The following is a 26,496-nucleotide window of genomic DNA, read 5'->3' on the forward strand; positions in this document are numbered from 1 at the left end:
TTCCTAGGCTTCGGCCATCGCTTGCTTGCGGACAGTCGCCATTCTTTGCACGATAGTGACCACACTGGCGAGGGCGAGAAGGATCAGGGTGGCGAAGAGCACCACTGCTGGAAGTCCCAGCCCTGTGAGCCCGGTGACGAGAAGCACCGAAGCTAAACGCTCTGCACGCTCGGCAATGCCAACGCTGGCTTGATAGCCCAGTGACTCGGCCTTTGCCCGCGCATAGGAAACCACCATGCCCAGTACCAGGCAAACGACGGCGGCAGTACCAATAGCCGGGTCCTCACCTTTGGTGAAGAACCAGATGGTCAGCCCCGCAAAGATGGCGCCGTCCGCCAAACGGTCCAAGGTGGAATCGAGGAAGTTTCCCCAGCCGCCGCTTCGGCCTTGCAAACGGGCCATAATGCCATCCACGACGTCCGAGAACGCGAAGAACGCGACCACCACTGAACCCCACCACAGATATCCCAGCGGGTATAGAACCAGTCCGCCGAGAATGACTCCTGCTGTACCAGCCACGGTCACTGTGTCTGGAGACACGCCAATCTTGAGGAGCCAACGTGCCAAGGGTGTGAAAAGGGAAGTAAAGAAACCACGCGCATGCCTATTGAGCATTCGACTCCCCCGGCCAGGCTTCGGCCACCAGTTTGCGGACCTCGTCGAGTGTCTGCGTAATGGCCTTGGTCTGGGCGATGATCGGGAAGAAGTTTCCGTCCCCACCCCAGCGGGGTACAACGTGCTGGTGCAGGTGCGCGGCGATCCCTGCTCCACCGGTGACACCCTGGTTCATGCCCAGGTTGAAGCCGCTGGGGTTGGAGACCTTCCTCAGCACTCGCATGGCTGTCTGCGTGAGTTCGGAGAATTCCGCCGTCTCTTCCACCGTGATGTCCGTGTAGTCCGGAACATGGCGGTAGGGGCAGATCAGCAAGTGGCCTGGGTTGTAAGGGAAAAGGTTGAGCACCACATAGCAGGTCCTGCCACGGTAGACGATGAGTGATTCCTCATCGCTACGGGTGGGCCCAACACAGAACGGGCAGTCGTCCTTGTTCTTGAACTGATCCTGTCCGCCCTTGATGTAGGCCATGCGGTGGGGAGTCCACAGGCGCTGAAAAGCGTCCGGAACACCTGCCAAGCCGAAGTCATCGGTTACTTCGGCGTCGCCCGGAAGGTCAGCTGCCTCGCCTGTGTTCTCCTGCACCGTCTATTGTCCGTTCCGTCAGCTTTCGCGGTTCTTGACAGCGTCCACGATTCTGCGGACCGCTTCTGCCACGGGCACGCCGTTATCCTGGCTGCCATCACGGAAGCGGAACGAGACAGCACCTGCCTCGGCGTCCTCACCGCCCGCGATCAGGACGAATGGGACCTTGTCCTTGCTGGCCGTGCGGATCTTCTTCGGGAAACGGTCTGAAGAAATGTCCACCTCTGCGCGGATTCCCGCGGCTTTCAGCTGGCCGACGACGTCGAACATGTAGTCGTTGAATGCCTCGGCCACAGGGATGCCCACTACTTGGACGGGAGATAGCCATGCGGGGAAGGCACCGGCGTAGTGCTCGGTGAGAACGCCCATGAACCGCTCCACCGAGCCGAAGAGGGCGCGGTGAATCATGACGGGACGCTGGCGCGTTCCATCCGCTGCCTGGTACTCCAGCTCGAAGCGTTCAGGCAGGTTGAAGTCCAACTGAATCGTGGACATCTGCCAGGTCCTGCCGAGGGCGTCCTTCGCCTGGACGGAGATCTTGGGCCCATAGAATGCTGCTCCACCCGGGTCCGGTACCAGATCCAGCCCGGAGGCCTCCGCAACCTCGGCGAGTGTGCGGGTGGCTTCCTCCCAGGCGGCATCGTCACCTACGAACTTTTCCTCGTTCTTCGTGGAGAGCTCGAGGTAGAAATCATCCAGGCCGTAATCCTTGAGGAGGCCAAGGACGAAGTTCAGTGTTGTGGTGAGTTCGTCCTTCATCTGCTCCCGGGTGCAGTAGATGTGGGCGTCGTCCTGTGTCATGCCACGGACACGGGTCAGTCCGTGCACAACACCGGATTTCTCGTACCGGTACACCGAGCCGAATTCGAACAGGCGCAACGGCAGTTCGCGGTAGGACCGGCCGCGTGAGCGGAAGATCAGGTTGTGCATGGGGCAGTTCATCGGCTTCAGGTAATAGTCCTGCGCAGGCTTTCGCACGGTGCCGTCTTCATTGAGCTCAGCATCCACCTGCATCGGCGGGAACATGCCGTCCTTGTACCAGTCAAGGTGGCCGGAGACCTCGTAAAGGTGTCCCTTGGTGATGTGCGGGGTGTATACAAACTCATAGCCGGCGTCCACGTGGCGCTGACGGGAGTAGTCCTCCATGGCCTTGCGGATGATGCCGCCCTTGGGGTGGAACACAGGAAGGCCCGATCCAAGTTCGTCCGGGAACGAGAACAGATCCAGCTCCACACCCAGCTTCCGGTGGTCGCGGCGTTCTGCCTCAGCGATGCGTTCCTGGTAAGCCTTGAGGGCTTCCTTTGTGGGCCATGCGGTGCCGTAGATTCGCTGAAGCTGCTGGTTGTTCTGGTTGCCCAGCCAGTATGCGGAGGATGAGCGCGTCAGCGCGAACGCGTTGGAGATGATCTTGGTGTTGGGCAGGTGCGGTCCCCGGCAGAGGTCGCACCAGACGCTTTCGCCGCTCTTGCGGTCCACATTGTCGTAAATAGTGATGTCGCCGGCACCGACTTCAACGTTCACGCCTTCTCCGGCGTCGGCGGCGTCGTTCTTCTTGCCCAGCAACTCAAGCTTGTAGGGTTCGCCGGCCATGGCTTCGCGGGCTTCTTCTTCGGTGACCACGCGGCGAACGAACTTCTGGTTCTGGTTGATGATCTTCTGCATCATCTTTTCCAGCTGGCGCAGGTCTTCCGGGGTGAACGGCTCAGCGACGTCGAAGTCGAAGTAGAAGCCGTCAGTAATGTAAGGGCCGATGCCAAGCTTGGCATCAGGCCGCAGCTGCTGCACGGCCTGGGCCATCACGTGCGCGGTGGAGTGACGGAGAACGTTGAGTCCGTCAGGAGACTCGATGGTGACACCTTCGACGTCTGCACCCTCGGTGAGAACCTGGTCAAGGTCCTTCAGCACACCATTGACACGGGCAACAACGACGTCGCGGCGCTCGAAGAAGAGTTCCGCGCCGGTAGTCCCTTCCGTCACCTTGGTCTCTTCGCCATCGACGATGAGGGTGATCTGTTGGGCATCTGACACGGGTGTCTCCTATTCATAGTGAAGGCTTCATAGCTTGTGGCGTACGGGGACCACAGCCAGCCACCGTCAATCGTATCTGTTTCGACGAAGGCGGCCAAAGCAGCGCGCCGACACCTGATTTACCTGCCTGTTCAGCTCCCCAACCCGGTAATGGCCAGGTTCCTGGAGATACCTTCGAGGGGTCCTGAATGAGTGAATTCAGGCGGAAGCCCGGCGCCGGGTGGCAGCACTTCGGCAAACGGCAAGGTTTCGGGGCGGCTAAGGTCCCAGGCTTTGCTGGCACTGAGGCTGATTCCCTTGGGACCTGTTCTCCGCGTCGTTCCGCGGATCAGCAGAAGCCGGGTACCGAACAGGAGCGGACCCGATTCTTCCTGCGCTTCGTGGAAGAAGACGGTGTCCACGCAGCCTGTACCGTCGTCGATGCTGATGAACACCACGCGGCGACCACCACGCATGGGAGGTGTCTGCGTTGCGATCCGGACACCGGCAACCAGTACCTCGGTACCGTTCCGAAGCCCAAGAAGCTTATCCGCCGTGGTGACGCCAAGCTTGTCCAGTAATGGCCTATGGCTTTGCATAAGATGCTCGCTCACATCCACTGCCATGAGATCAAGCTCGGCCCTGACATTTTCCACCATGGAAGGCTCGGGAAGTTCAGGAGCCAGGTTCCTCAACTCAATATCACCCAGGGCAAATGACAGTTGACCCTCAATGACATCCGCAGCTTTCTTCGAGGGACTGGCCTGGAGGGCCTGCAAGTGCTGCACTAGATCGGCACGGTTTGCAGTTCCGCCAGCATCCCGGTGCAGGGCATCGAAGGCTCCAAGTTGGGCGAGCCTCTTGATGTTCGGTTTGCTCACCCTGGCCCTTGCCCGGAGGTCCGCGAGGGAATCATAGGGTTGACCAGCTACTATCCGCTTCAGCTCCGCTCCCGACAGTCCATATATTCCGTTCAGGCTCAAGCGAATGCCTAGCTTGCCGAAATCCTTGCCTTCATGGATTCTTTCCACTCTGTATTCAGCCTGGCTGCGATTAATATCCAAGGGCAGGATGGGAATACCCAAGCGGCGGGCCTCAGCAACCAGCAGTCGTTTGGGGTACATCCCTGGATCGTGTTCCCACAGCCCTGCAAGGAACGCTTCAGGGTGGTGTGCCTTCAGCCACGCCGATTGATAGGTGGGCACAGCAAAGGCAGCTCCATGGGCTTTGCAGAAACCAAAGCTGCCGAAGGCTTTGAGGGTTCCCCATACTTTGTCCACGACGTCCGGGGAGTATCTCTTGATCGCTTCCCGACGGAAATACTTCTCTACTTCAGGTTCGTGGAGCTCATCACCCAAGGCCCTTCGAAACTCGTCCGCCCGGTCCAAACCACACCCCGTCATGACATGGAAGGTCTTCAGGATCTGCTCATGGAAAACCGTGACGCCATGGGTTTCCTGCAAAACGGGTATCAGGTCCGGGTGCGGGTAGACCTCGGGTGCGAAACCATGCCGGTGTTCAAGGAAGGGGCGGACCATGTCCGACTTCATGGGTCCAGGCCGGAACAAGGAAATATCGATAATGAGGTCATTGAATTCGCGCGGCGCCATCTTCCCAATAAGCTCACGCTGGCCAGGGGATTCAATCTGGAAGCAGCCCAAGGTGTGGGTACTGCGGATCAACTCATAGGTGGGCTCGTCGTCGAAAGGCACCGCATTGAGATCAATCCTGCCGTCCTGGGCAATGTAGTCCGGGCCAGCGCCTCCCACCTCCACTGGGTGGCGGCCAGCCGCCACTACTTCAGCTTTGGACGGGTGCAAGCGGATAACCTCCCGCACCGCAAACGCCATGGCACTTTGCATCCGCACACCCAGGACATCCAGTTTGAGCATGCCCATGGGATCCATGTCGTGTTTATCGAACTGGCTCATCGGCAGCCCCAAACCGCTGGGCTGTACCGGGGTTCTGTCCAGGAGCGTGGCATCGCCCAGGATCACACCGCACGGGTGCATGGAAATGTGCCGCGGAAGGCGGTCCAACCTCTCAGTAAGATCCACCAGCAGGTCCAACTGTTGGTTTTCCTCCATGCCCCCAGGCCCTTCACGGCCAGCCTCCACCCTTCCGGCAAATTCTCGGAGTTCGGGCTTTTCAACCAATGCCTCCCTGAATTTACGCGCAGAAAACCGCCACAACTGCTTGGCAATTTCGCCGATTTCACCATCGTCCATGCCAAGGGCCATGCCGGCATCGCGGACAGCACCACGGGCCCGGTACCCGTTCTGCATGCTCATCAGGGTCACCCGTTCGGCTCCGAAGCGCTCGAAGATCTTCCGGTAGACGTTATGCCGTTCGGCGCTTTCGACGTCGATGTCAATATCGGGAAGGGTGGATCGGCGACCCGAGAGGAACCGTTCAAAAATGAGGTCATGCCGGATGGGATCCACTTGGCTGATGTCGATCAGATAGTTGACCAAGCTGGAGGCGCCGGAACCTCTGGCAGCCACCCGGACGCCCATCTCGATGATCATTCTGGATACTTCCGCAACAGTGAGGAAGTAGGAGGCAAAGCCGAGTTTGTCGATGATCCCCAACTCATGCTGCAACCGCGAGCGCATCTGTATTTCCGCATCGCCGTTGATGCCGGGGAAGCGGCGGGTGATTCCTGCCTCGCATCGTTGGGTGAGTTCCACCATGGGGTCACGGTCGATGCCGATGATGGAAGCTTCGGGAACAACGGGCTTTTTCCATCCCATGTCCAGGACGGGATCGATGCGGCATTTGTCGGCGAGCGCTTCTGTGTTGGAGAGCAGCTTGTTCAGCCCTGCCGCTCCTTGCCCTGCGGCGCCCATGATTTCCTTGCCGAGTTGGTGCATTTGTTGGGCGTTTTTCAACCAGCCTTGCCCTGTTGGTTGCAGCTGCCCGGTTGGTTGGAGCAGGCCGGTTGTTTGCAGCAGTGGGGCCGATGAGAGTTCGGGGAGGGATTTTAGTGTGCGAGCTGAGTCCAGGACGTCTGCGGTGGGGGCGCCGTCCTGGGCGCAGTAGCGGACGGCGTTGCTAAGGATGGCGGGGATGTTGTATTCGAGGGCGAGTTTGAGCATGCGTACAGCGTGGGATGTGCTGAGGGGTTCTCCGGGGGCGCTGAGGTGGGATACGGCTTCGGCGACGATTGTTCCTGGCGGCATGGCGTCGATCCATTGTTTGAAAAGTGTGCGGGGGCGAAGATATTTCCGCCCTCCCATGGCGCGGCCTACATCGGAGTCCGGTCCTATGAGGACGGTTAGCACGGGTTTGAGGGTTTTGGGGTCCAGTGTGCGTGATGCGAGTTCTGCCCGTGTTACGGCGACGGGCACTACTCCCCCGGCCTTGCCGGAGGTGCGGGCATGGGCGTCTGAGATTAGTCGGCAGAGGGCCCGGTAGCCGGCGCCATTGTTGTTGCCGTGGGCGAGTACGACGACGCGGCCCGCTACTTGGGTGCGGTGGTCGCCGTCGTCGTCGAAGATGGCGAGGTCCACGCCGATGATGGGGTCGATACTGGCGTCCATGCATGCTTTGAGGTGTTTGATGGTGCCGTACAGGCCGTCCCGGTCAGTACAGGCGAGCGCTGTTGCGCCGTCTGCTGCGGCTGACTGGGCAAGTTCGTCTGGCCAGGAGACGCCGTAGTGGGCGCTGAAGGCTGTGGAGACGTGCAGGTGTGTGAAGCTCAAGGTTCAGGCGGCTTCGTCTGGTTCGACTGCTTGGGCCGGTGCGGCGTCGTGGATGCGTAGAAGCCGCCAGCGGCCGCTGGCGAGGTGGCGGACGAGGTCAAGGGTGATGGTTTTGCCGGTTTGCCCTTCGTCCTGCGGGCGCTGGAGTTGGACCCGCCAGATCTCGTGATCCACCAAGCCTGCGCCGCTTCCCAGTGGGGCCCGGCTTTCTTCTACCCACCATTGGCGTCGTTCGTACCATCTGAGGGGTTCGTTGGTGACGAGGTAGTGGGTTCCTTTCCACTGGATTTCCTGCGGTTGGCCTGTATCCGTGCAGATGACGTCCACGGACTCGCTGAAAAGCCCCATATCCACACTCCTTGCCTGGTGAAATTCGTTCGAATGTATGTTCGAATATCTCCAGTTTACGTCGCCCCTCCGGCAAAACCTACTGGGAAGTTTTGCTCCTTCCGGGCGCTTTGGACTTTTGCTTGGCAGCAAGGTCCAGCAGCTTGTCGCGGAGGGGTTGCGCACCTTCTGCGAGCGCCACGCGCATCATCAGGGATGAGCCGATGCGGTATTGCTGGGTCCGAAGAACGCGTTGACGGTTGTACGCCTTGAGGGCTTGGTACAGGGGCAGGGTGTTGACCAGCTTGCCCAAGGTGACGGCGTCTATCAGTGATTCGCAAGCGCCTCGTCCGAGGTTGGGTGCCATGGCGTGGGCCGCGTCGCCGATGAGGACCACATTGCCCCGGGAATAACGCCATAGTGGCGGGGCGATCCAAATGCGTTGCGCCAATGATGTTTCGGGCGTCGCTGCTTGCAGGACATGCTGGATGCCTTGGGAGTGCCCGGCGTAGCGGCGGCGCGCAACTGCCAGGGCTTCGCCGACGTCAATTCCCTCGGGCCCCATCCGGGAGCGGAAGGACGCATACCAGTTGGTTCCGCCGCTTGAAGGGCCTATGCCAAAGAGGTCCCCGCGCCCCCAGTACTCACCTATGGTTTCGCTGCCCGGTTCTTGGGCAATGACGCCTCGAACGGCGAGGTAGCGTGTCAGCTTGGCCGAACGTGCTTGGCCCCACACGGAGCGCCTCACCATGCTGTGCACCCCATCTGCCGCCACTGTCAGGTGGGCGTCGCTTGGAACCGCATCCAGCTTTTCGATGCGTCGTTGGACTGTTGAGGGTACGGCTGAGTCCAGGAGTCGCAGGAGCGTGTGGCGGGCGACGCCCACAAGGTTCTGCCCTTCCACGCTCAGCCACCGCACCCCTGTGGCACTCCGTAGCGCACCGCCCCTGATGATGGGGCTGCTTTCGCGGACGGCCCCAAGTATCCCCAATGACGCCAGGGCCTCCTGGGCTTCAGGCCACATGGCCAGGGTTGTTCCTACCGCCGGGAGGCCGGCCCGCTGTTCGTACACGGTGACGTGGAACTGGCTGGGATCAAGAGTTCCTGCCAGCGCGAGGCCTGCTATGCCACCGCCGACGATATCCACTTTTTTCATGCTGCCAATGTACTACTACATTTGTAGTAATTACGAGGTTAAAGACTAGACTTTCTCCATGCCGGACAGACGAACCGACCTTGCCGACGCCGCCCTCGCCGTGGTCGCCGCCAAAGGTCTCAAGGGACTGACCCATCGGGCCGTTGACGCCGAAGCTGGCGTGGCCGTCGGAACGACCTCCAATTACTTCCGCAACCGTGCCGCTTTGGTAGCTGCCGCCGTCGACCGCGTTGAAGAACGGGATTCGCTCCTGCTGCAGCAGCAGGGTGGGTCCGAATTCCCGACGTCGGTAGCCGCCTTGGCGGAACAACTCGCGGGAGCGCTGCTCGGGCTCGCAAAAAACCACGCTGAACTGACCCGGGCACGATTCACCTTTGCCCTTGACCAACCCGAGGTGGTGGCCGCCGGGCACCAGAGGATGCTTTCAGCTCTTGAACAGATGCTCGATTCACTGGGAATTCCTGACCCAAGGGCCCGCGCAGAAGCCGTATCGGACTACGGCGACGGGTTGGCCATGCACCTCCTGACGGCACGCAGCGGCCAGGCGACGGACCAAGCCACAGTCGCAGCCAACGTCCGGCGACTCTTGGAGGGATGAAGCAAAGGGGTGGACGCGGGCGGGTCCACAGAGCAGGATTGTGGCATGAGTACCAATGACGCACTCCTGAAGCAGGTCAGTATCTCCGCCGCCGATGACAACCTCGTTGCGAGATTCGAAATCGAAGGCAACATACCGGGCTCCGGCGCTTATGTCGTGGGCCTTGTTGCTGCCAGCGAGGACTATTCCTCCCAACGCAGGCTGGGCATTGAGTTCATGAATGGAGAAGCGATCTCGTTCTACTCCTTCAACCACTCACTCAGTGCCGAGGAAAACTATGACATCAAGGGCGTGGAACACTCCGGCAACGTGATCACCGGGAACTTTCCGATGTCCGCCATCCATGGACTCAGTAAGGGCCACGTCATGACGGCCTTCAGCGAGGCGGACGGCCGCGATTTCCAGGCCGGCGTACCGGTCACGGAAGCGCTCTAGCTAGAAAAGGCCCTCCACCGGTTCAATGAGTTCCGGTGAGTTGTTGCGGACATTTCCGACCGCTTGCCCCACAGCGTCGAGCGTCCAGTCAGCAGCGGCATCGTGCGCCCTTGAGCGGACCATGTCCACCAAACCGGCCGCATCGTCCTGGCGTGGATCCAGCCAGGCCTCCATCGTTTCCCTGCTCATGGGCAAAGGGACCCTGTCATGCAGAACAGTCAGCTCGTCAAAGACGGAGGCACTGCGGCGCGTGCGGGCTGATTCGGACGTCGGAGTATCGGCAGTGATGATGGACATGGACAACAGCCACCGGTCGGGGTCGTCATTGGGCATCGATTGGTCCCGCCACCATTCATACAGGCCGGCGAAGACCAACCCCTCACCATTCACCGGATGCACGTAGTAGGGCTGCTTGGACTTTCCCTCACCCTTCTTCCACTCGTAATACCCATCAGCGGGAACAGCGCAGCGCCTGGCCGCCGCAGCCTTTCGGAATGACGGCTTCTCCAGGAGAGTCTCACTGCGCGCATTGATCAGGCGCGCGCCACCTTTGGGATCTTTCGCCCATGAGGGCACCAACCCCCAACGCGCAACATGCAACTGCCGCTTCAAACCATCGTCCACGAGCCTTTCCAGCACAATCGGAACAGCATCCGTTGGAGCCACATTCCACGATTTTTCCAGGGCGATCTCGTTTTCAAGTTCGGCATCAAAGTCAGCCAGCAGATCCCCCACGGCACGGGCCATTACATAACGTCCACACATGGGAACAGTCTGCCGTGTCGCTCAAGGACACACCAGCCCGGAATGTGACGTAACCCCGATTCCCGGCCTCACGGGAATTATTGGGCTGCGGGTTACGGTTGATACCAACGAATCACCCGTTAAAGCGACCAATACCGAGGAGAGCTCCGTGGACTTCACTCCCGACTCCGGCACCATCACCATGTTCTCGACCACCTGGTGCGGCTACTGCAACCGCCTGAAGAAGCAGCTCGACGCCAAGGGCATCGGCTACACCGAGATCAACATCGAAGAAGTAGATGGCACGGCCGAACTCGTCGAGCAGCTCAACGGAGGCAACCGCACCGTCCCCACTGTCCTCTTCCCGGACGGAACCGCGGCAACCAACCCTTCTGCTTCCGAGGTAGAAAACCGCCTCGCAGCCTAGGCATTCACTTCCGCTGTCCGGCTGCCACCTCGAAAATCGGGGCGGCAGCCGGTTCAAGGCGAATAATCACAGACTTCGACGCCGGCGTATTGCTGCCTTCCGCTGTTGAGTCCAGCGGCACCAACACATTCGCTTCCGGATAGTAGGCAGTCGCGCAGCCCTTGGCACTGGGGTACGCCACTAAACGCAACTGACGAAGCACCCGGTTAACGCCGTCGTCGGCTTCACTGTGCACATCCACATACGCGCCATCCTGGAAACCCAACCCCGCCAGATCCTCAGGGTTCACCAACAAGACCATGCGGCCTTTCTTGATGCCACGGTAACGATCATTCATGGAATACGTCGTCGTATTGAACTGATCATGGGACCGCACAGTCTGAAGGAGCAATCTCCCCGGCGGCACTTCAATGGTTTCCAGGTCATTGACAGAAAACATGGCTTTCCCCGTTGCTGTAGGGAAAGTACGGGAATCCCTGGGGCCGTGCGGAAGCACGAAACCGTCGCGCTCGCGGATGCGGGCATTGAAATTATCAAAACCAGGCACCACATGGGAAATGTGGTCACGGATGGTGTCATAGTTGCGCCTCAGACCGGCCCAATCCACCGGAACCTTGTGGTCAAGAACCGCCTCGGCCAGCCGGCTGATGATCGCCACCTCGGAGAGTACGTCCGGAGCGATGGGTTCCAGCGTCCCGGCGGAGCGGTGCACTGCGCACACAGTGTCTTCTACCGTGACAAACTGCTCAATCCCGTCCTGCTTGTCGATTTCCGTGCGGCCAAGGGTCGGAAGGATCAGGGCCTGCTCGCCAACCACCACGTGGGAGCGGTTCAGCTTGGTGGAAATCTGGACTGAAAGCCTGGTCTGACGCACAGCCTGCTCAGCAACCGTGGTGTCCGAGATCGCGTGGACCAGATTCCCGCCCAGCGCGACGAAGACCTTGATCCTGCCGTCCCGCATTCCACGGATGCTGTCCACGGAATCGACACCATCCTTCCGTGGCGGGTCAAAGCCAAACTCATCCTGCACGGAGTCAAGGAACCGCGGCGGCATCTTCTCCCAAATACCCATGGTCCGGTCACCCTGGACATTGCTGTGTCCACGGATCGGCGAAGGTCCAGCCCCCGGTTTGCCAATGTTGCCGCGGAGCAGCAGGAGATTAATGATCTCCTTGATGGTGGGCACTGCCTTCTTATGCTGGGTCAGTCCCATGGCCCAGGTGATGATGACCCTGTCCGCGTGGATGTACCTGTCAGCAAGTTCATCGATTTCTGCGCTGGTCAGGCCGGTGGCGGCAAGAACGTCCCGCTCCTGCAAAGTTGCCAGGTGAGCAGCGAATCCAACAAACCCCTGGCAGTGCTGATCGATGAACGAGCGGTCCAACACCGAACCCGGCGCCGCTGATTCGGCATCCAGGACGCGCTTGGAAACAGCCTGCAGCAGCGCCATGTCTCCGGCGAGCCTGATCTGCAGGAACTGGTCAGCCAAATCAGTTCCCTTGCCAACGAGGCCACGAACACGTTGTGGATTCCGGAAGTTGATCAGGCCAGCCTCCGGCAACGGATTAACAGCGACAATGGACGCACCGGCGAGCTTGGCCTCCTCCAGGGCCGTCAGCATCCGCGGATGGCAGGTTCCCGGGTTCTGCCCCATGATGATGATCAAGTCCGACTTCGCGAAGTCCGTATACGTGATGGCCGACTTACCCACCCCGATGGTCTCGCCCATGGCCACACCCGTGGACTCATGGCACATGTTGGAACAATCCGGGAGGTTGTTGGTCCCGAAAGCCCTAACGAAAAGCTGGTACAGGAACGCTGCTTCATTGCTGGTGCGTCCACTGGTGTAAAACGTGGCCTGATTTGGATCATCAAGGGCGTTCAACTCGTTTGCAATGACATCGAAGGCCCGCTCCCAGCTGATGGGTGCGTAATGCTCCGCCCCTGCCGCCTTGTACACCGGCTCCACCAGCCGGCCCTGTTGCCCCAGCCAGTACTCGGATCGGGATTCCAGGGAACTCAGCGGATTCGCGGCCCAAAACTCCGTGGGGATCCTCAGCGGCTCTGCTTCCCAGCCGATTGCCTTGGCTCCGTTTTCACAGAATTCTGCAGCCTTGCGTTCCGGTGGATCGGGCCAAGCGCAGCTCATGCAGTCGAAACCGTCTTTTTGGTTCACAGCTGACAGTGTCTTCCAGGCGCGGGCAGGGCCCATGTGGGCCATCGCGTGGGGCAGGGTTTCGCTGAGGCTGGGCAGGCCAGCGGCCGACCTCTTGGGCTCGCTGACGCTCAAGTCGACGTCGGTATCCTGAACTGGGTGCTTCTTCCGGCCCATCATTCCACCAGGTTTCGTGTGGTTAGGTTCCTGATTCCCTCAGCGTAAACCCGGCCCCCAGCAGGCTCAACCAGCCAGGAGAGTGCGGAAGTCGCCGTCGACCACGTCTGCGTAGCCGCGGTAAGCGTCAACCAGAGCGTCCTCCACAGTCTTGACGTCCAGGTGGGGCAGCAGGTCATTTGCAGCACCGGCGGTAGCAGGATCCCAGTCCAGGCCCAGTGCTGCGTAGCTTGCCGTCAGGACGTCACGGATGGGGCCGGAGTTCTCCACCACAATCACGGAGCTGAACAACCAACCGCCGGACACCACCCGTTGGGCCGTGCCAATCAGCTTGATGCGATGGGCGGGAAACTCCGCGTCCTCCCCGTGCACGCTGAACTCCCCGGGGCAATACTCCCCCGGGATCTCCCCGACGGCGGCATGGACGCCGACGCTGCGAAGCGCACCTGCCAGCAACTCACCGAACTCCGCGAAGCGGGCTTTTGCACGGACGATCGCGTCGGGGTGCGGCTCAATATGATCAATCACCAAGGTGCCCTGGTGATACGCCGCCGCACGTCCGCCGGCCTTCCGCACGAGAGGTTCGAAGCCGAGCTCCCGGCAGGCATCCTGGGCAGCACCGAAGCCGGGCAGGTTCGCATCGCGCTGGCCAAAGGCAACGGTGGGCTGCGGGCGGTACAAGCGCAGGGAGGGACCCAATTGCCCGCTGCGGGCTCGTTTCAGCAGCTCCAACGCAAAATCAAGATCCTCAGCAGCACCGAGGGTTTCCTCTTGGCGGTAGACGGTGAGCTTGGAGCGGTCGCCGACGCCGCCGTCGGACTCGTTCCTTGCTTCGCTCATCAGCTTTTCCTCAGCGTCAGGATTTGCTCGGCCCTGCCGAAAGGTCCGTTGATGTCATGGAGCACGCTGGACGTCAGGCCGATGCCATCGGCTCCGAAGGAGACCTTGTTGTCCAGCCCGAGCCACTCGCCCTGAGGCGCACGGTACATGTGGATCTGCAGATCCACGTTGGGGAAGATGTAGCTGTTCTCGCCCGGCGGGACCCGTGCGGCGATGCCGTTGGCTGTATCGACCAATCCCATCAGTCGGGCAAGATCGCTGCTGTCTTCCTTGTCCGTCAAAGGATGCATGGTCCGGATCCACACCCTGCCCGAACCTGGCCGATGGCCTTCGCCGATACGCATTTCCAGGGAACGGATGTAACCCCCAGGCCAGACGCTGGCACCATCCCACAACTTGCATTCGTCCGGGGCGGGCATGGCCTCGTCTTCGAACGCCGCCACCGCGCTGGTATCGCTGGTGATCATGCGCCACGCCGCGGCACGAATCGCCACCCGACCCCCAGCGGAAAGCTCAGCCTGGATAAGTTCAATGGTTCGTCCCGGCCTCAACGTTGAGGTGGTCACTTGAAACTCGCCGCCGGGGATCAGCCCCAGGATCTCGTAGCTGATACGCGCCATACGGACGTCGTCACGGGGCTCATGCCTCAGGAGGGCGTCAGCCATGATGCCCGAGGCAGGGGCCATGTGTTGTTCGTGCGGATTCCAGGCACCTTGGGCATGAATCGTGGAGCGGTAGTGGCCCTCACCCAACGATTCGTAGTAGAAGTTACCCTCCGCCAGTTCCGTTAATGAAGTAGTCAACCCGAGCCTTTCGCAGATCCAGCAGTAGAACTCAGACCACTGTATCCGCTGATTTGGCAGCCGCCCGACGCCGCCGGGCAACGACCACCCACACGATCACGACGACCACAGCCGTCACTAACAGCCCGGCACCAACCGGCGACGCCGCAGCTACCGCAAGCCACGCCTCAAGTGCAGCGAGTCCGATAGTTGCATACAGCAACGCCCAGATGAGGGAGCCCAGGACGGCAGCGGGGAGATAGCGGCGCAACGGCATTCGCGCTGCACCGGCGGCCAGGTTAACGGCAGTCTGCAGGCCGATGGTCAGGAAGGACAGCACGACGGCGTACGGTCCCCAACGCTGAATGAGGGCTTGGGCCTGGGCTGCTTTGGGCCGTTGGAGCGACGCCCCGAAGCGGGTGTGTGCGAAGCCGGCAACCGCTCCACGACCCAGCCAGTACGTGATGTTGACGCGGATCATGACAATCGCAAACAGCGCCGCAAGCGCGACGCCAAAGGGCAAGCTCATGATCTGGTCCACGTGACTTAGGCTACCCTAAGCGCTGCTGTGTCGTGGACGGGGTCAGCACAAGCGCACCTAGGATGAATCCATGGATCTTCGCGATGCCGCCCAACAGTTGTACGCCGTGCTGCCACGTGAATTCACCGCGCAGCGGACAGCCTTGGCGCGACAAGCCAAGGAGTCAGGCGACAAGGACCTCGCGAAGGAGATCGGCAGCCTGCCCAAGCCCGCGGCAGGCGCCTGGGCCATCAACATGCTTGCCGTCCACCAGCCCGAGGTGATTGACGGCGTCGTGCGTTTTGGCGCTTCCCTCCGTGCAGCACAAGAGGAGGGAGACGCTGAAGCCTTCCGTGAACTTGGCCAGCAGCGCCAAGGCCAACTGACCTCGGCCGTGCACGCAGCAAAGGACTTGGCGAGCGGGCTGGGAGCGCCATTGAGCGCGGCCGGGGCTGCCGACGTCGAGCAGACGCTGCGGGCAGCAATGGCCGACGCCGGCGCCGCAGCCGCGGTGACCACGGGCCGGCTGGTCCGGGCACTCAGCGGAAGCGGATTCGAGTCCGTGGACCTGACGGATGCCGTGGCTGCAACAACTCCGGATGAGATGTCCGCTGCAGGAGAACCGCCAAAAGTGAAGCTGCCTGCCGAACCCAGGCCGGCGCGCCAGAGCAAGAAGAAACAAGAGCCGCAGCCGAAAGAGAAAGCACCTGCGGAAACCCCAACATCCCTGGCCGAACGCCGGGCCCAAAAGCGCCAGGCCGCGTTGGAGGAAGCCCGCGAGGAATTTGAGGCAGCCGATCAGGAAGCCAGAGAGGCTGAAGACGCCGCATCCACAGCGTGGAATGTTGTCAAGGAAGTCGCGGGCAGGCGCTCGGATGTCGAGGCCGAGATCACCGAGGTCAAGAAGCGTTTGGCGTCCCTCGAAGCTGAACTGATCGGCATCACCCGGGACGCGGAAGCCGCTGAGTCGCAGAAGAAGCTCGCCGTGCGGGCCGCAACACAGCAACGACGCGCCGCGGACCAAGCCCGACGCCGCGTCGAACGGCTGGCGTAGTCAGTCCTTCTTCTTTACTGGCGACTTCTGAAGGTTATGGGTTGCCGGGCCTTCCAGGTACTTGCCGTCGGGAGCGAACCTGGAGCCGTGCAAAGGGCAATCCCAGGATTTCTCGGCGTCGTTCCAGCTCAGCAAGCCTCCCAAGTGGGCGCAGCTCGCCGACACCATACAGACGTTGCCATCAACGGTAGATACAGCTGCTGGCTCGCCCTTGTAAAGCCCGACGACGCCGCTCCCCTCCGGCGGTCGCGTCTGGTCCGTGATCTCGGGGTTCCTCCTGACCTTGGCTTTGTCCTCGACCATGCGTTTGGCGACGCTGGCATTGAGGCGAACGGATTCCAATGCGCCCTGGGGCGACGTAACGCGGTGGTGTATGACGTTGGCCCAATCTGACTGGCCGCCCAGAATGTCCGCAGTAATGGACAACGCGGCTGCAACGCCATTGCTCATGCCCCACTTGTTGTAGCCAGTGCCAAAGAAGATCCGGCCGTGGCCCCGGGGCATTTTGCCGAAGAAGGGAACGAGGTTGGTTGGCCGGTAGTCCTGGGCAGACCACGTATGGGTGACCTCCGCGGCCGGATAATGCTGGTTGGCCCAGGCGAGAAGGTCATCCAGGTGGGCCTTGGGTGAGGCCGCCCGGCCTCCCGTATGTCCATAGCCGCCTACCAGCAGCAACTCAGCCTCCGGTGTCGGGTGAGTGCGTTGGGAACGTGTGGGTGGATCAATGCTCAGGTACATTCCGCTCGGTGGCGGGGTTTCACCTGGAAGCCGAAGTGCTGCCGCATAAGAGCGGTTGGGTTCGAGCTTGGCGAAATAGAGTCCGCGGTCCAGGATCGGCGTGCCGGTGGCAATGACGACTGTGTCCGCGGTGAAGGCGCCTTTTCGGGTGGATACTTCCACCGGAAGGTCAGAACCCACATTCTGCACCTGGACACCTTCAACGATTATTCCGCCGTGCTCCCGGATATCCCTTGCAAGCGTTTCCAGGACTTCCATGGGGTGGATCTGCGCTTGGTCATCAAGTTCCAGTGCCTCAACCACGGGGAACGGCAGGCCTGGGTCACGGCTGAAATGTACGTCCAAGCCGGCATCCCGTGAAACTGCGGCCTCCTTGCGAAGCCGCTGGCCGCCGTCGTCGCTGGTTGCGAAGGTGACTGCCGTCCGGCGCTGAAACGGGACGCCCTGCTCTTGCATGTACCGCATCAGCCATGCCTGTCCAGTGCGGTTCGCCTCCACGTAGGCTTGCACCACTTTCAGGGAGTACTGGCCACGCAGGGCCGAGAGTGCCCCTCCCTGCAGGAGGCTTAGTTTGCCAGTGGTGTTACCGGTAGTTGCAGCGCCAAGGGTGCGCGCTTCCAAAACTGCCACACGCTGTCCCGATCTTGACAACAGCAGGGCCGTCACCATTCCTGTGAGCCCTGCGCCCGCCACTATTGTGTCGAAGTGCTTATCATCGGGGATTGCATCGGACGTGAAGCTGGATTCCCTGTCCAACCACAGCGATTTCATCGAACAACCTGCCTCTCAATTCACGGAATTGGTGCCTGGCATGCGTTGATGAAACGGTAAGCCGGTGGCTGCGGCTAATCAAGGGGTCGAACTGTCCGTGGCGAGCTTCGCGGCCCTGCGGAGCCATGGATCCGTGTCCTGGGACCATCGTTCCACTACACGTGCAGCACGTTCCTTCGCCTGTCCGTCGAGACTGGCGAGCAGGGGTTTGACTACGTCCGCTGCCAAAGGATCGGCCAGTTCCTCCGTGCCGGCCTGCCTGATGAAGCCCTCAATGCGGGTCAGGTCTGTGTTGACCAGGATCCCTACCTTGGTTTGCAGCAGCACAACAGCAGCGAGCCTGCGCTCAAAGACCGGTTCATCCCATAGTTCCGAACTCAGCGCCGTGATGTCGTCATGGCCCAGATTCTTGTGGCGCTTCAGGGCGTCCCGCACCGTTCCTCTCACCGCACCAACCGATGCCCCGTAGACCTTCATTCCACCCAGGCGTTCGCGGGCTTCCATGGCCTTCTCCCAGGACGATTCACGCTGCAGCGTGAAGTCCACAAATTCACCGGCTTCACTCACCTGTCCATTCTGTCAGTGCCTCCCCTTAGCGTGAGGGCAATAGCAATCGACAGGAGAAAATATGCCTTCGCAAGAGCTCGTCAGTGGAACCGCGGAAACCACAGCGTCGTTCCCGGGCGTCCCGGCCGCGGCATCGATGCCCGACTGGTATCCCGCCCTGCTCAACACTGTGGCTCAAGAGGTCCGGACAGGCCGCACGCGCGCTCTGGCGGCAGCGAACAGCGAGCTCCTGAATTCCTACTGGAGCATCGGCCGGCAACTTGCCGAGCGCGAATCGCAGGAGGGCTGGGGCGCCAAAGTGGTCACCCGATTGTCCGCCGACATCCGAACCCGTTTCGCCGACGCAAAGGGTTTCTCCCCCAGGAACCTGCGGTACATGAAGAGCTTTGCCCAGGCATGGCCCGAGTTTCCAATGTTGCAAGCGCCGCTTGCAACATTGCCCTGGTACCACCAGATCGCACTCTTGGAAAAGCTCGACGACGCCGCCACGCGCCTCTGGTACGCAGCGGCAGCTGCCCAACATGGATGGTCGCGCAACGTGCTGACGCACCAGATCGAGACCCGCCTGCACGAGCGTTCCGGGCAGGCCATCACCAATTTCAAAACCACTATGGTTCCTGCCGATTCAGACCTCGCCCAGCAGGCCACCAAGGATCCGTATGTCTTTGATTTCCTTGCCATGACAGACCGTCGGAGCGAACGGGAACTGGAGCTTCAATTGGTGCAGCACGTGGAGAAATTTCTGCTGGAACTGGGTCAAGGCTTCGCCTTTGTTGGTGAACAGGTTCGCCTGGAGATCGCCGGCGACGAATTCTTCGCGGACTTGCTCTTCTACCATTTGAAATTGCGCTGCTACATGGTCATTGAATTGAAGGCCGTGAAGTTCGAACCCGGATTCCTGGGCCAGTTGGGCATGTACATGGCCGCCGTCGACGACCTCATGGCCCATCCCGATGACAAGCCGACTATCGGCCTGCTGCTATGTAAGGAGAAGAACAGCGTGGTTGCCGAGTACGCCCTCCGTGGCTTCAACGCTCCGGTGGGAATCGCGGAGTGGCGGACCTCCATTGCCGAATCCTTGCCCGACGAATTTGTTGCCAGCCTGCCCAGTATCGAGACGTTGGAGGCTGAGCTGGCCAGCCAAGCTCCCAGCCTGCCGGACTGAGCTCAGACGTTGTCCTTGAACCAGGCCAAGGTGTCGTTCCAGGCCGCCGTGGCCTGGGCCTCGTTGTAGCGATCGCTTGTGTCGTTATGGAATGCATGGTCCACACCCGGGTACACCTTGAGCTGGTGCTTGACCTGCGTCGCATCCAATGCATCCTTCAACTGCGGCATGGAAGCGGTGATCCGCGCGTCTTTTTCAGCGTAGACACCGAAAACCGCGGGCTTGATAGTGGGCACCTTCGCGAGGTCCGGGGCGGGACCGTAGAACGCAGACGTTGCCTTCAACCCCGGGATCTCAGTCGCTGCCTGCCAGGTGATGCCTCCACCAAAACAGAAGCCGACCATGGCAATGCGGCCCTTGTCCACGAACTCCTGGCCGTTCAGATACTCGAATGCTGCCTGGAAGTCGCCAACGTGCCGCTGGGCGCCGGCCTTGGTAAGTGCGCCCGGAACTGCGTCCGGATCCATCGATGCGGTGCCACCCTCCCTGCTGAGGAGGTCCAGCGCCAGAGCCGCGTACCCTTCCTTGGCAAAGCGCCGGGCGACGTCCTGGATGTGTGGCGTGAGGCCGCGGTTTTCATGACAGACCAGGACGGCCGGACCCTTTTGGCTTCCCTCGGGCCGGGCCAGGTACGCACTGATTTCAGTGCCTCCGGAATCGAACTTCACCGTAGCTGTTGCCAGGCCCGCTGTCCCTTCCGGCACTGTCAGCGGACTCTTGGCGTTGGGGACGGCTGTAGTGTTTCCCGACATTGCTGACGCCGTGGGCGTTGGCATTGGGTCCCCGGTCTTGGGCACCTCGTCCGGTGTACAGCCCACCATGGTCATAGCCGCCGCGGCCGCGGTCATGCTTCCCATGATGAACGCCACGCGCCGGGTGAAAGTCCCATGGGACATGTCGCCCGAGCGGTAGTCGTCGTAGAACTCTTCGATCAAGTACTTTTCAAACTTCTCAAGCTGAACCATGACGTCCTCCCGAAGTTGGGCAGTATCCTCCTCCGATGGAAAGACGCGGGCAAGGGTGGAAGGGTTCACACGGCGGGCTGCTCGGTATTGGCCATCTTCGATGATCTATTGTTCGGTGCGTTTCCACCTTTGCCGTAGAACCTCTCTACCCGTGCGTCCAACCGACACAAAGATCCTATGAGTTCCCCCTTCAGTGTTACCGTGGTGGGCTGTCCGTCATGAGGTGAGGGCCGACCTGCACTCCGCCTTCCGACCGCCTGTTGGAACGGGCACTGGCAAAGGGTCGCCGCGACCAGGCGGTCAGCTCTGATAACAATATGAAAATGGGGGAAAGAATGACATCCGAAACAACCGACGGCACCGCATCGCAAGCATTGCCGCCAACGCCGGAGCACGCACCACAATTCAACGAAGTGCGCCGAAAGCCTAAACTAAAAGCCCTCGTGGCCGCCGTTGGAGGCCCGAACTTCGCACGTATCCTGCTCGGGGTTGTGACCGCCCTGCTTCTGCTGCTCGCGTGGTTTGGTAACAACCCGAACCTGATCGATTCCGGCAGTCCATCAGAGTGGCGGTCCCAGCTGAGTTCAGCCGCCATCAAGAATGAAGTGAATAACGGGGAAACAGAGGGAGCGCCGCAGCAGTCTGTCGTCAATGGCTGGTATGCGAACGACCTTGCTGAAGTCCAAGCATCCCAGAACAGCTATCTCGCCAGAAGCTCTGACCGGAACGGCGCCCTGACTGCTGCTATTGGCCTCGGAATTGCGGGAGAACTCATCATCCGTGGCATCGAGCGCTCGAATCGGAGGCGCAAGACAGTCGGATAACAGATGAGGCTCGTCCGCGCTCGGTATTGTGGATCGAGCGCGGATGAGTATCAGCAAGTTGTGTGCAGTCGCCGCTTGGATCTGCTGTCTTGGTTCCCGGCGCTAAAAATGTCGGTGGCTACTGACATAGTAAAAACATGAGCCGGAGTCAGCAGATACAAGCCACCCAAGTGGTCGCAACGCTGCCAGCGCCCGGTCATGCAGGCAGCATCAGCGGTGACCTGATAGATCAGCTGCGTGTTCTTGAGGACATGAAGTCTGCGATCTCAAGTTTGCAAGCGAAAATAGCCGTGGCCTTTGACCTTGCCCAGCGCCAAGAGCGCGCAGAGTCCGGAGTTCCAGCGGCTGAACGAAGCCAAGGTGTGGCAGCGCAGATCGCGCTCGCCCGGCGTGAATCACCAAACAAGGGTTCCCGGCTTCTGGGACTGGCCAAGGCGCTGGTGTCGGAAATGCCACGGACCTTGGCCGCCCTGGAAACCGGGAAACTGAACGAATGGCGGGCCACGCTGCTAGTGAAGGAAACAGCGTGCCTCAGTGCTGAAGATCGCTGCGCAGTGGACGAGGAACTCGCCCCGGATGCGGGCACGTTCGATGGTGCCGGCGACAAGACCATCATCGCCGCCGCAAAAGCCGCGGCCTACCGTCTTGATCCTCGTTCCGTGACGCAACGGGCTGCCCATGCGGCATCGGACCGGCATGTCAGCCTCCGCCCGGCACCGGACACAATGACGATCCTCACAGCGCTACTCCCGGTCGCCCAAGGCGTTGCTGCGTACGCCGCGCTCACCCGCCATGCAGACTCAGCACGCTCCGACGGGGACAGCCGGCCCCGGGGACAGGTCATGGCGGACACGCTCGTCGAACGCATCACCGGTTCGCCTGCAGGGTTCTCAGAGATCGACCTTCAACTCGTTATGACCGACCGCACCTTGCTACAAGGGGACAGCGAACCCGCAAGACTTACTGGCTACGGCGTCGTGCCCGCAGAATGGGCCAGAGAGCTCCTAACCAGCGGTGAGAGCAGGACAGATCAAGACGTCAGCATTTGGCTGCGACGACTCTTCACGGCACCAAGCACGGGCGAGCTCCTTGCCACCGACTCCAGGGCACGTTTCTTCCCCACGGGCATGAGACGGTTCATCGAAACCCGCGACCACACCTGCCGCACGCCATACTGCGACGCCCCCATCCGCCATTACGACCACATCCTGCCGTGGGCCAAAGGCGGTAAAACCACACTGAATAACGCTGCCGGGCTTTGCGAACGATGCAACCACACCAAGGAAAACCCCGGATGGAGCGTCAGACCAGAACCCGCAGAGAGACACACGCTGAAGGTGACCACGCCCACCGGGCACAACTACCACTCAACGGTTCCGCCACTGCCAGGCTATGAACGAACCCGGGTTCATTAAGGAAGTTTCGAGTCAATTGGCATGGTCCTACTGGAGCTGCCTGAGCTCTAGCGCGCATACGACGTGCCCCGGATACGTGCCTTCCACAACTGCGCTCTTAACAACAAGGCCCCTCACGCCAGCACAGCGTAAGGGGCTTTGAAGATACCAAGAACTAAATCCTTTTAGAACTCCCAGTCCTCATCCTCCGTGTTGACAGCTTTGCCAATCACGTACGAGGAGCCCGAGCCGGAGAAGAAGTCGTGGTTCTCGTCAGCGTTCGGGGAGAGCGCCGACAGGATGGCCGGGTTTACGTCGGTGACGGACGCCGGGAACATGGCCTCGTAGCCGAGGTTCATGAGGGCCTTGTTGGCGTTGTAGTGCAGGAACTTCTTGACGTCCTCGGCAAGGCCGACACCGTCGTAGAGGTCGTGCGTGTACTGGACTTCGTTTTCATACAGTTCGAAGAGCAACTCGAACGTGTAGTCCTTGATTTCCTGCTTGCGGGCCTCGGAAACCTTCTCCAGGCCCTTCTGGAACTTGTAGCCGATGTAGTAACCGTGCACGGCTTCGTCGCGAATGATGAGGCGGATGAGGTCGGCCGTGTTCGTGAGCTTGGCGCGTGAGGACCAGTACATGGGCAGGTAGAAGCCGGAGTAGAACAAGAAGCTCTCCAGCAGCGTCGAAGCCACTTTGCGCTTCAGGGGATCGTCGCCCCGGTAGTAGTCCATGACGATCTGAGCCTTCTTCTGCAGGTTCTCGTTTTCGAGCGACCAGCGGAAAGCGTCGTCAATCTCCTTGGTGGAGCACAGGGTGGAGAAGATGGACGAGTAGGACTTCGCGTGCACCGACTCCATGAAGGCGATGTTGGTGTACACGGCCTCTTCGTGTGGCGTCAGCGCATCAGGAATCAGCGAAACAGCACCAACGGTGCCCTGGATGGTGTCCAGCAGGGTGAGGCCGGTGAAAACGCGCATGGTGAGCTGCTGCTCATCCGGCGTCAGCGTGTGCCACGACTGGACGTCGTTGGACAGCGGCACTTTCTCCGGGAGCCAGAAGTTGTTGACCAGTCGGTTCCAGACTTCCACGTCCTTGTCGTCCTGGATCTTGTTCCAGTTGATTGCTTCGACGTGGCTAAGCAGCTTGACCTTTTCGGTCATTTCATCCCCTTTAGCGTTGGGTTCTTTAAGGTAAGCCTACGACGGCGGGTGGAAACCCGCCGTCGTAATCTTTAGTTTTCAGCGCGGCAACCGCCGCAGGAAGTCAACCAATTCAAGTTGATTAGAGGGCACAGCTGACGCAGCCCTCCACCTCTGTCCCTTCGAGGGCCATCTGGCGGAGACGGATGTAGTAAAGGGTCTTGATGCCCTTGCGCCATGCGTAGATCTGCGCCTTGTTGATGTCGCGCGTGGTCGCGGTGTCCTTGAAGAACAGCGTCAGGGACAGGCCCTGGTCCACGTGCTGCGTTGCAGCTGCGTAGGTGTCGATGATCTTCTCGTAGCCGATTTCGTACGCATCCTGGTAGTACTCCAGGTTGTCGTTGGTCAGGTACGGAGCCGGGTAGTAGACGCGGCCAATCTTGCCTTCCTTGCGGATTTCAATCTTGGCGGCCACCGGGTGGATCGACGACGTGGAGTTGTTGATGTAGCTGATGGAACCTGTGGGCGGAACGGCCTGGAGGTTCTGGTTGTAGATACCGTGCTCCATGACGGAAGCCTTGAGCTCACGCCAGTCATCCTGGGTAGGAATGTGGTGGCCGGCGAAGAGCTCGCGGACGCGCTCCGTTGCTGGAACCCATTCCTGCTCCGTGTACTTTTCGAAGAACTCACCGGAGGCGTAGGTGGACTTTTCGAAGCCGCCGAACTTCTGGCCGGTCTCGATGGCCAGACGGTTGGAGGCCCGCAGAGCGTGGAACAGCACCGTGTAGAAGTAGATGTTGGTGAAGTCCAGGCCCTCTTCGGAACCGTAGTGGACGTGCTCGCGGGCAAGGTAGCCGTGGAGGTTCATCTGGCCGAGGCCAATCGCGTGGCTCTGGGCGTTGCCCTGGGCGATGGACGGCACCGAGTTGATGTAGGACATGTCCGAAACAGCGCTGAGGGCGCGGATGGACGTCTCAATGGAGAGCCCGAAGTCCGGCGAGTCCATGGTCTTGGCGATGTTCATGGAACCGAGGTTGCAGGAAATGTCCTTACCCACGGTCTCGTAGCTGAGGTCTTCCGCGTAGATGGACGGCGAGGAAACCTGCAGGATCTCCGAGCACAGGTTGCTCATGGTGATCTTGCCGTCGATCGGGTTGGCCCGGTTCACGGTGTCCTCGAACATGATGTACGGGTAGCCGGACTCGAACTGGATTTCGGCGAGAGTCTGGAAGAACTCACGGGCGCTGATCTTGGTCTTCTTGATCCGCGAATCGTCAACCATCTCGTAGTACTTCTCCGTGACGGAAATGTCGGAGAAGGGGACGCCGTACACGCGCTCGACGTCGTACGGGGAGAAGAGGTACATGTCCTCGTTCTTCTTGGCGAGCTCGAACGTGATGTCCGGAACCACAACGCCCAAGGAGAGCGTCTTGATGCGGATCTTCTCGTCGGCGTTCTCACGCTTGGTGTCCAGGAAGCGGTGAATGTCCGGGTGGTGGGCGTGCAGGTACACGGCACCGGCACCCTGGCGGGCACCAAGCTGGTTGGCGTAGGAGAAGCTGTCTTCGAGGAGCTTCATCACGGGGATGACGCCCGAGGACTGGTTTTCGATCTGCTTGATCGGGGCGCCGTGCTCACGGATGTTGGTGAGTGATAGGGCTACACCGCCACCGCGCTTGGAGAGCTGCAGTGCGGAGTTGATGGCGCGGGCAATCGACTCCATATTGTCTTCGATGCGGAGCAGGAAGCAGGAGACCAGCTCACCGCGCTGGGCCTTGCCGGCGTTCAGGAAGGTGGGGGTCGCGGGCTGGAAACGGCCGTCGATGATTTCGTCAACCAGGCGGCTGGCAAGTTCTTCGTTACCGCGGGCAAGGTGCAGGGCAACCATGCAGACGCGGTCTTCGTAGCGCTCAAGGAAACGCTTGCCGTCAAACGTCTTCAGTGTGTAGGACGTGTAGAACTTGAAGGCGCCAAGGAAAGTCTCGAAGCGGAACTTCTTCTTGTATGCACGGTTGAAGAGCTCACGGATGAAGTTCATCGTGTACTGGTCGAGGGTTTCGCGCTCGTAGTACTGGTTCTTCACCAGGTAGTCGAGCTTCTCTTCCAGGTCGTGGAAGAACACGGTGTTGTTGTTCACGTGCTGCAGGAAGTACTGGTGCGCGGCTTCACGGTCGGCTTCAAACTGGATCTCGCCGTTGGGGCCATACAGGTTCAGCATGGCGTTGAGCTCGTGATAGCCCAGGCCCTTGTAGGCCTCCGGCAGTGGCTTCTTGGCCGTTTCCACAGCGCCCCCGGTTACTTCTGTTTCTGCGACAGTAGTGTCCAAAACTTTTCCAATCCTTGATTGACCCGATCGACGTCTTCCGGCGTCCCCATGAGTTCAAACCTGTAGAGATGCGGCACGTTGCACTTGGCGGCGATGATGTCTCCCGCTGCGCAATAGTTGTCCGCGAAGTTGGTGTTTCCTGCACCGATAACACCCCGGATCAGTTCCCTGTTCCGTGGGTTGTTGAGAAACCTGATGACCTGCTTAGGCACTGAACCTTCGCCGTTCGTCCCACCGTAAGTCGGCAGGACGAGGACAAAGGGTTCAAGTGCTTGTAGTGGGGCATCGTGCGCATAAAGCGGGATGCGCGCTGCATCCCTGCCCAATTTCTGGACAAAGCGCTTGGTGTTCTCAGATGTCGAGGAAAAGTAGATGAGGTGACTCCTCGTGGTCACAGTGTCCGTGTCACTGCGCACGGATGCCGTTGCCAGCGGTGCCATGGGAGTCACCTCGACTACATAGGAATTCTTGCTTGCTGTGGTG

Annotated in this window: 24 protein-coding genes; 7 read left to right on the forward strand and 17 right to left on the reverse strand. The window is 60.5% G+C overall.

The features are described 5' to 3' along the window. Positions 1 to 3: 3 nt before the first annotated feature. The 6 genes from VUN82_15380 to VUN82_15405 form a co-directional block, all read right to left on the reverse strand. The gene (locus VUN82_15380) at positions 4 to 615 is read right to left on the reverse strand and encodes a CDP-alcohol phosphatidyltransferase family protein (GenBank protein XAS70495.1); all 612 of its coding nucleotides are present in this window, start codon (positions 613 to 615) and stop codon (positions 4 to 6) included. Beyond that, positions 605 to 1,198, reverse strand: coding sequence for an HIT domain-containing protein (locus VUN82_15385; protein XAS70496.1), 594 nt, complete (start codon positions 1,196 to 1,198; stop codon positions 605 to 607). The genes VUN82_15380 and VUN82_15385 overlap by 11 nt, the downstream gene beginning before the upstream one ends. An 18-nt stretch (positions 1,199 to 1,216) precedes the next feature. Then, entirely contained in the window at positions 1,217 to 3,226 is a 2,010-nt protein-coding gene (gene thrS, locus VUN82_15390; protein XAS70497.1) for a threonine--tRNA ligase, read from the reverse strand. 131 nt (positions 3,227 to 3,357) lie between these two features. Beyond that, a complete protein-coding gene (gene dnaE, locus VUN82_15395) occupies positions 3,358 to 6,909 on the reverse strand; it encodes a DNA polymerase III subunit alpha (GenBank protein ID XAS70498.1) in 3,552 nt (1,183 codons plus the stop codon). A 3-nt stretch (positions 6,910 to 6,912) separates the two neighbouring features. After that, a complete protein-coding gene (locus VUN82_15400) occupies positions 6,913 to 7,257 on the reverse strand; it encodes a DUF6504 family protein (protein XAS70499.1) in 345 nt (114 codons plus the stop codon). 79 nt (positions 7,258 to 7,336) lie between these two features. Beyond that, entirely contained in the window at positions 7,337 to 8,392 is a 1,056-nt protein-coding gene (locus VUN82_15405; protein XAS70500.1) for an FAD-dependent monooxygenase, read from the reverse strand. 58 nt (positions 8,393 to 8,450) lie between these two features. On the opposite strand from VUN82_15405, the gene VUN82_15410 reads away from it, so the two are divergent. Continuing rightward, a complete protein-coding gene (locus VUN82_15410; GenBank protein XAS70501.1) occupies positions 8,451 to 8,990 on the forward strand; it encodes a TetR family transcriptional regulator in 540 nt (179 codons plus the stop codon). A 45-nt stretch (positions 8,991 to 9,035) separates the two neighbouring features. Beyond that, positions 9,036 to 9,425, forward strand: a complete 390-nt coding sequence (locus tag VUN82_15415) for a hypothetical protein (protein XAS70502.1) — start codon at positions 9,036 to 9,038, stop codon at positions 9,423 to 9,425. On the opposite strand, the gene VUN82_15420 is transcribed toward VUN82_15415, so the two are convergent. Beyond that, a complete protein-coding gene (locus VUN82_15420; protein ID XAS74698.1) occupies positions 9,426 to 10,172 on the reverse strand; it encodes an SOS response-associated peptidase in 747 nt (248 codons plus the stop codon). A gap of 166 nt (positions 10,173 to 10,338) precedes the next feature. Between VUN82_15420 and VUN82_15425 the strand changes: the two genes are divergently transcribed. Continuing rightward, positions 10,339 to 10,596: a mycoredoxin gene (locus VUN82_15425; GenBank protein ID XAS74699.1), complete on the forward strand. Its 258-nt coding sequence runs from the start codon at positions 10,339 to 10,341 to the stop codon at positions 10,594 to 10,596. Positions 10,597 to 10,600: 4 nt separating this feature from the next. Here VUN82_15425 and VUN82_15430 read toward each other — a convergent pair whose 3' ends face one another. The 4 genes from VUN82_15430 to VUN82_15445 form a co-directional block, all read right to left on the reverse strand. Further along, complete coding sequence (locus VUN82_15430; GenBank protein XAS74700.1) at positions 10,601 to 12,928, reverse strand: FdhF/YdeP family oxidoreductase; 2,328 nt, start codon at positions 12,926 to 12,928, stop codon at positions 10,601 to 10,603. 66 nt (positions 12,929 to 12,994) lie between these two features. Next, a complete protein-coding gene (locus VUN82_15435) occupies positions 12,995 to 13,768 on the reverse strand; it encodes a lipoate--protein ligase family protein (GenBank protein XAS70503.1) in 774 nt (257 codons plus the stop codon). Next, on the reverse strand, positions 13,768 to 14,571 hold the full coding sequence (locus VUN82_15440; protein XAS70504.1) for a thioesterase family protein: 804 nt from the start codon (positions 14,569 to 14,571) through the stop codon (positions 13,768 to 13,770). Before VUN82_15440 ends, VUN82_15435 begins: the two co-directional genes overlap by 1 nt. Positions 14,572 to 14,602: 31 nt before the next feature. Then, a complete protein-coding gene (locus VUN82_15445) occupies positions 14,603 to 15,091 on the reverse strand; it encodes a VTT domain-containing protein (protein ID XAS70505.1) in 489 nt (162 codons plus the stop codon). Between the two features lie 70 nt (positions 15,092 to 15,161). On the opposite strand from VUN82_15445, the gene VUN82_15450 reads away from it, so the two are divergent. Continuing rightward, positions 15,162 to 16,124: a hypothetical protein gene (locus VUN82_15450; GenBank protein XAS70506.1), complete on the forward strand. Its 963-nt coding sequence runs from the start codon at positions 15,162 to 15,164 to the stop codon at positions 16,122 to 16,124. On the opposite strand, the gene VUN82_15455 is transcribed toward VUN82_15450, so the two are convergent. Continuing rightward, positions 16,125 to 17,633, reverse strand: coding sequence for an FAD-dependent oxidoreductase (locus VUN82_15455; protein ID XAS70507.1), 1,509 nt, complete (start codon positions 17,631 to 17,633; stop codon positions 16,125 to 16,127). It lies immediately after the preceding gene. A gap of 78 nt (positions 17,634 to 17,711) precedes the next feature. After that, entirely contained in the window at positions 17,712 to 18,200 is a 489-nt protein-coding gene (locus tag VUN82_15460) for a DNA alkylation repair protein (GenBank protein XAS70508.1), read from the reverse strand. Between the two features lie 61 nt (positions 18,201 to 18,261). Here VUN82_15460 and VUN82_15465 point away from each other — a divergent pair, with 61 nt between their 5' ends. Beyond that, complete coding sequence (locus VUN82_15465; protein XAS70509.1) at positions 18,262 to 19,365, forward strand: PDDEXK nuclease domain-containing protein; 1,104 nt, start codon at positions 18,262 to 18,264, stop codon at positions 19,363 to 19,365. A 2-nt stretch (positions 19,366 to 19,367) separates the two neighbouring features. Here the strand turns inward: VUN82_15465 and VUN82_15470 are convergent, their stop codons facing one another. Next, positions 19,368 to 20,399 carry a dienelactone hydrolase family protein gene (locus VUN82_15470; protein ID XAS70510.1) on the reverse strand — a complete coding sequence of 344 codons (1,032 nt, stop codon included), beginning with the start codon at positions 20,397 to 20,399 and terminating at the stop codon, positions 19,368 to 19,370. A gap of 266 nt (positions 20,400 to 20,665) precedes the next feature. Between VUN82_15470 and VUN82_15475 the strand changes: the two genes are divergently transcribed. Both VUN82_15475 and VUN82_15480 read left to right on the forward strand, forming a co-directional pair. Next, positions 20,666 to 21,154, forward strand: a complete 489-nt coding sequence (locus tag VUN82_15475) for a hypothetical protein (protein XAS70511.1) — start codon at positions 20,666 to 20,668, stop codon at positions 21,152 to 21,154. 137 nt (positions 21,155 to 21,291) lie between these two features. Continuing rightward, positions 21,292 to 22,569: a DUF222 domain-containing protein gene (locus tag VUN82_15480; protein XAS70512.1), complete on the forward strand. Its 1,278-nt coding sequence runs from the start codon at positions 21,292 to 21,294 to the stop codon at positions 22,567 to 22,569. A 164-nt stretch (positions 22,570 to 22,733) separates the two neighbouring features. Here VUN82_15480 and nrdF read toward each other — a convergent pair whose 3' ends face one another. The 3 genes from nrdF to nrdI all read right to left on the reverse strand — a co-directional run bounded on the left by nrdF (position 22,734) and on the right by nrdI (position 26,453). After that, positions 22,734 to 23,708 (reverse strand): class 1b ribonucleoside-diphosphate reductase subunit beta, encoded by a 975-nt coding sequence (gene nrdF, locus VUN82_15485; GenBank protein XAS70513.1) that lies wholly within the window; start codon positions 23,706 to 23,708, stop codon positions 22,734 to 22,736. Between the two features lie 121 nt (positions 23,709 to 23,829). Then, positions 23,830 to 25,950 carry a class 1b ribonucleoside-diphosphate reductase subunit alpha gene (gene nrdE, locus VUN82_15490; GenBank protein ID XAS74701.1) on the reverse strand — a complete coding sequence of 707 codons (2,121 nt, stop codon included), beginning with the start codon at positions 25,948 to 25,950 and terminating at the stop codon, positions 23,830 to 23,832. A 32-nt stretch (positions 25,951 to 25,982) separates the two neighbouring features. Then, positions 25,983 to 26,453: a class Ib ribonucleoside-diphosphate reductase assembly flavoprotein NrdI gene (gene nrdI, locus VUN82_15495; GenBank protein ID XAS70514.1), complete on the reverse strand. Its 471-nt coding sequence runs from the start codon at positions 26,451 to 26,453 to the stop codon at positions 25,983 to 25,985. Positions 26,454 to 26,496 lie beyond the last annotated feature (43 nt).

The sequence above is a fragment of the Micrococcaceae bacterium Sec5.1 genome (assembly GCA_039636795.1).
GTDB lineage: Bacteria > Actinomycetota > Actinomycetes > Actinomycetales > Micrococcaceae > Arthrobacter.